This window comes from Steroidobacter cummioxidans, from assembly GCF_003104955.1.
In genome coordinates this window covers 1-5,322 of the sequence record NZ_LSRW01000105.1, presented here as the reverse complement: position 1 = coordinate 5,322, position 5,322 = coordinate 1, and the positions used below count along the sequence as shown (strand labels likewise).

The following is a 5,322-nucleotide window of genomic DNA, read 5'->3' as shown; positions in this document are numbered from 1 at the left end:
GGCTCGGAGATGTGTATAAGAGACAGGTTCCCCAGCCTCGCGACGCGCGAACGCCCAGACACGACCGGGGCTGGAACTTGCGTGATGCTGCCGCGCTCTCTGTACCGACCGGCGCGTGCGTGTCCTCGGGTATCGCAATTGCACCGCCGTAGCTGTTGCCATCGCCGTTGCAGGGGCTGGCATCGAAGCGGCAGTGACAGGAGTAGTCGGCGTCGATGCCGGTGCTGGCGGCGCGGCCTGGCGCGAAGCCTCTTCGAGATAGCCGATGAAAGCGTCTTCCAGATTCTTTGCCTTGCGCTCCACGACCAGATCGGCGGGGCGCCCCTGCGCTAGCACCTTGCCCGCATGCATCATCGACATGCGATCGCAGCGTTCCGCCTCATTCATGAAATGAGTGGACAGAAATATCGTCACACCGTTGTCGCGCGACAGCCGGATGAGCAACTCCCAGAAGCCGTCGCGGGCGACCGGGTCCACGCCGGAAGTCGGTTCGTCGAGAATGAGCATGTCCGGCTCGTGGATCACGGCGACCGCCAGCGACAGGCGTTGCCGGATGCCGAGCGGCAGACTTTCTGCAAGCGTGTCGGCGACATCTTCGAGCCCGAAGCTCTTGATGAGATCTTCGACCCGTTGGCGTCCGGCTTCGGTCGGAAGATCGAACAGGCGCGCGTGCAAGATCATGTTCTGGCGCACGGTGAGCTCGGTGTAGAGCGAGAACGCCTGCGTCATGAAGCCGACGCGACGGCGCGATTCCACATCGCCGCCTTTCACCGGCTTGCCGAAGAGCAGGGCGGTGCCTTCCGTGGGCGGCAGCAGGCCCGTCAGCATTTTCATCGTCGTGGTCTTGCCGCAGCCATTGGAGCCGAGAAAGCCGAAGATCTCGCCGCGCTCGATCCGGAAGCTGACGTGATCCACAGCGGTGAATGTTCCGAATCTCTGCGTGAGTCCTTGCGCCTCGATCGCGGGCGGTCCGCCGCTGGAAACGTAGGGCGTGATCTGCGGCTCTTTGTGTCCGCGCCGCACTTCTTCCGGCAGCAGCTCGATGAAAGCCTTCTCCAGGGTTGGCTGGTTCGAATTGCGCCGCAATTCCTCGGGCGTGCCGGTCGAGAGCACCTTGCCCGCGTCCATCGCGACCAGCCAGTCGAAGCCTTCGGCCTCATCCATGTAGGCCGTGGCCACCAGCACGCTCATGTTCGGGCGCCGGATGCGGATGCGCGCGATCAGTTCCCAGAATTGTCGGCGTGCGAGCGGATCGACGCCGGTGGTCGGCTCATCGAGGATCAGCAGGTCCGGGTCGTGGATCAGCGAGCAACACAGGCCGAGCTTTTGCTTCATGCCGCCGGACAGCTTGCCCGCGGGACGATCGCGAAACGGCGTGAGATCGGTGCTCGCGAACAGATCGGCGATGCGCCACTCGCGCTCCTCCTTGGATTGACCGAACAGGCGGCCGAAGAAATCGATGTTCTCGAAGATCGACAGCGTGGGATAGAGATTCTTGCCGAGGCCTTGCGGCAGGTAGGCCACTCGCGACGAGATCGACTCGCGAAATTTCACGTCCGCAATGTTGCCGCCGAGTACCTGGGCCGTGCCGCTTTGCATACGACGCACGCCGGCGACGATGCCGAGCAGCGTCGACTTGCCGACGCCGTCGGGGCCGATCAGACCGATCATCTTCTGGCTGGGAATCTCGATGTCGATGGCATCCAGCGCGATCGCCTCGCCGTAGCGCTGGCTGACATTTTCCAGTCTGACTACAGGTTCGCCGTGGAGGGAGTCCATCTACTCACCTGCTGAGCTACTCCGACCGCGAAGTGTCGCCAGCCGCGGCCCAACGCGTTTGGTCGACGGGCTTCGGTTGTAGAGCCACGGGCCAGACGGCGCTGTTGTCATAGCGCACATACCCCATGCCCGGAATACCCACTTTCACGAGCCGTTCGTAAGCACGCAGTCGTTGTTTGTCGAGTTGCAACTTCACACGAAATGACAGGTCGCGTCGCTCTTCGGCGGTCTCCACGGTTTTGGGGGTGAACTGCGCGGTTGGCGACACGTAGGAGACCACGGCCCTGATCGGATAATCCGGAATCGCATCGAGAACGATGCGTGCCTCGGACCCCAGCGCAACCTTGCCGGCGTTGGTCGCCGGCAGGAACACATACATATATACGTCGCTCAAGTCAGTCACCGAGAGCACGCGGCCGCCGGCACCGAGCACTTCACCTGGCTCTGCCATGCGTGCCTGAACTCGCGCGCGAACCGGCGATCTCAGCGTGTTGTCCTTGATCTCGGCCTTGAGTCGTTCGGCGGTTGCCGTTGCAGCGTCGATTGCCGACTGGGCGCGGACCTCTTGCGCCTGCGCGCCAATCAACGCGGCGCGAGTTGCCTCCATCCTGGAGAAGTCGACATCTCTTTCCTGCGTGCTCACCGCGCCGGTTTTCACCAGTTCGCTGGAGCGCTTGTACTGCGACGATGCGAAGTTGAGTTCGGATTGCTTGACCGCCACATCGGCAGCGGCGGTGCGATGGTTGTCCTGCGCGCCCGAGATCTGCGCTTCGGCCTCGCGCAACTGGGCCTCCAACGGCTCCGTGTCGATGACGGCGACGACTTGTCCGGCGTTGACCGTATCGCCTTCATCGGCGAGCACTTCCTTGATGCGGCCGGGGTACTTGGTCGCGATGGTGATCTCTTTCGCTTCCAGACGGCCGTTGCCGCCGGCGAATCCTGGCGGCAGGCCGGGCTGGGAGAGCAGCCACCAGGCAATGCCGCCTCCGACTGCCGCTACCAGCACAAGCGATATGAGCAGCGTTTTTTTCGACATCTCATCCGTCCTCGCCGGACGCGGAGCGCGTCGTGGAGCCGAATGCAGGCAATCACAACGCATCCTGTTACGACGAATGCGCACAGGTAATGGGACCATGGTCGCATTGAACGGACGGATTTCTTCGCGGCGGTTACGCGGGGTGGCTGGCGACCAGCACGACGACCGAGCGCGCCTGGGCTGAATAGGTCGTACCGGTAAGTGCCTGGGCAGCTGTCAATGAAACGATGTCAGCCGGTGACTCGAGGGCCGTATCGATCCAACGAGACCAGTTCCCGGTGTGACCGTCGACGGCCGGCAGCTCGAAGTCGAGCGCTTCCCAGTAGGCGTTCAATATGAAGTGTATTTGCAGCGCGCCGCCGCGCAGGCCGGCGCTGAATGCCAATGTGTGGGAGTTCTCGCTCCAGTCGGGCTGCCGCAGCTTCGTTCCATGCCAGACCAGGTCGGCCCGCCGGATAACGTCGATCAACGTGGCGCCCTCATTTTCGTACTCGACATCTCGCCGGCGGCGCTGCTCGTTCAGCAATGTTACAAACCGGTGCAGGTCCGCGTGCTTCATCAGCAGCGTCCAGTCGAACCAGCTGGTCTCGTCGTCGCAGCAATAGGCGTTGTTGTTGCCACGTTGCGTGCGTCGCACTTCGTCTCCCATCAGGATCATCGGCATGCCGACGGACAACAAAGTCGCGGTGAGGAAGTTCTTGACCTGGCGGTTGCGTAAGTGCTCCACGCCAGGATCGTCGGTGGGACCTTCGACGCCGCAGTTCCAGCTGCGATTGTCGTTCGCGCCATCGCGATTGCCTTCGCCATTCGCCTCGTTGTGCTTGTGGTTGTAAGAGGTCAGATCGTTGAGCGTGAAGCCGTCGTGACAGGTCGCGAAGTTGACGCTCTGCTCGGCTTCGCGGTGTTCGTGCCCGTAGATATTCGGGCTGCCGATCATACGATCCGCGAGTCGCGCCGCCGAGCCTGAGTCGGCACGGAAGAAGCTGCGCACCTCGTCGCGAAAGTGGCCGTTCCATTCTTTCCAGCGATCGCCGACGAAACTGCCCACCTGATACAGCCCCGCGGCGTCCCAGGCTTCGGCGATCAGCTTGGTTCCGGCCAGCACCGGATCGGATTCGATATCCCACAGGACCGGCGGGTTCTGCAGCGGCCGGCCCTGTTCATCGCGCGACAGGATCGAGGCCAGATCGAAGCGAAAGCCATCGACATGCATGTGCTCGACCCAATAGCGCAGGCTGTCGACGATCATCCGCCGCACGATGGGATGATTGGCGTTCAGCGTGTTGCCGGTGCCGGTGTAGTTCGCGTAGTGGCTCCGATCGTGCTCCAGGATGTAGTAGGCGGTGTTGTCCCAGCCCCGATAACAGAAGGTCGGTCCATCGGCACCGTCCTCCGCAGTGTGGTTGTACACCACGTCGAGGATCACCTCGATGCCGGCCCGGTGCAGCGCTTTGACCATGTCACGGAATTCATCGATCGGCCCGAGCGGGGCTGTAAGCGAGCTGAATGCGGCATGCGGAGCGAAGAACGAAACCGGCGCATAGCCCCAGTAATTGGGGCGGCCTGGCGGAGCGCTCTGGGCGTCGAACTGAAAGACCGGCAAGAGCTCGACCGCGGTGATCCCCAGCTGCTGCAAATAGGGAATCTTCTGGATCAGGCCGGCGTAGGTGCCGCGCAACTCCTCTGAGACTCCGGAGCTGGGATGCCGAGTGAATCCTCGCACGTGCATCTCATAGATGATCGTTCGCGCCGAGGCTCGACAGATCGGCGCGTCTCCTTCCCAGTCGTAGCCGCCCGAGTCCACCACGACGCTCTTCATTGCCGTTGCGGCATCATCGTGCCCGTGCACGGTATCTCGCGTGTAGTTGCGGGGTACGACGACGCCTCGACCATACGGATCGAGCAGTACTTTGCAGCGATCGAAACGCAGCCCACGCGCCGGATCCCAGGGACCGTCGACCCGAAAACCGTAGCGCTGACCGGGACGCACATCCGGCACGAAGACGTGCCAGTAGTGATAGGTGCGATTGATCGCGGGGTCGAGGCTGATCGTGCGCGCGGCGCGCGAATCATCCTCGCCATCGAATAGCAACAACTCGACGCCGGTGGCGTGTTTCGAGTACGCGCTGAAGTTGACACCGCCGGGCACGAGGGTTGCACCCAGCGGCGCGCTCTTACCTGCCGCGTCTGCCTTCAAACGTTATCGCCCTCGGTGGACGTGGATGTTTGCTGGCCGGCGGCCTTGCTCGCAGCGCCCCAGCGCCACCCGGTGACTTCCGGCAGGTCGTCGCCGTGCTTGGCGATGTAGTGCTTGTGCTCNTANCAGCNTNTNCNNGNNGGCTTGCAGGGCGTAAGCCGCGCGCGAGCCTAGCTGCTCGATGCGCTCGATCACGTCACTCACGAGGTGGAAGCGATCGATGCGAATTTTCAAACACGGCCATGTCGAAGGGCGTGGTCGTCGTACCTTCCTCCAGATAGCCGCGCACGTGGATGTTGCCGTGATTGGT

General features: G+C 62.8%; 3 protein-coding genes and 1 pseudogene. All 4 read right to left on the bottom strand.

What is annotated here, in order from left to right:
• A partial coding sequence (locus tag D0550_RS32925) for an ATP-binding cassette domain-containing protein (protein WP_153067458.1) occupies window positions 1–1,779 on the bottom strand: 1,779 nt, incomplete at its 3' end.
• A 16-nt stretch (window positions 1,780–1,795) separates the two neighbouring features.
• Complete coding sequence (locus D0550_RS32920) at window positions 1,796–2,815, bottom strand: HlyD family secretion protein (protein WP_116813426.1); 1,020 nt, start codon at window positions 2,813–2,815, stop codon at window positions 1,796–1,798.
• A 133-nt stretch (window positions 2,816–2,948) separates the two neighbouring features.
• Complete coding sequence (gene glgX / locus D0550_RS32915) at window positions 2,949–5,012, bottom strand: glycogen debranching protein GlgX (RefSeq protein ID WP_116813425.1); 2,064 nt, start codon at window positions 5,010–5,012, stop codon at window positions 2,949–2,951.
• Window positions 5,009–5,322, bottom strand: a pseudogene (locus D0550_RS37040) (phosphoketolase family protein); the annotation flags it as partial. The pseudogene D0550_RS37040 and the gene glgX, both read right to left, overlap by 4 nt.

Excerpts from the sequence above, each read along its gene's own strand:
- D0550_RS32920 (WP_116813426.1), bottom strand. The coding sequence starts at position 2,815 with ATGTCGAAAAAAACGCTGCTCATATCGCTTGTGCTGGTAGCGGCAGTC.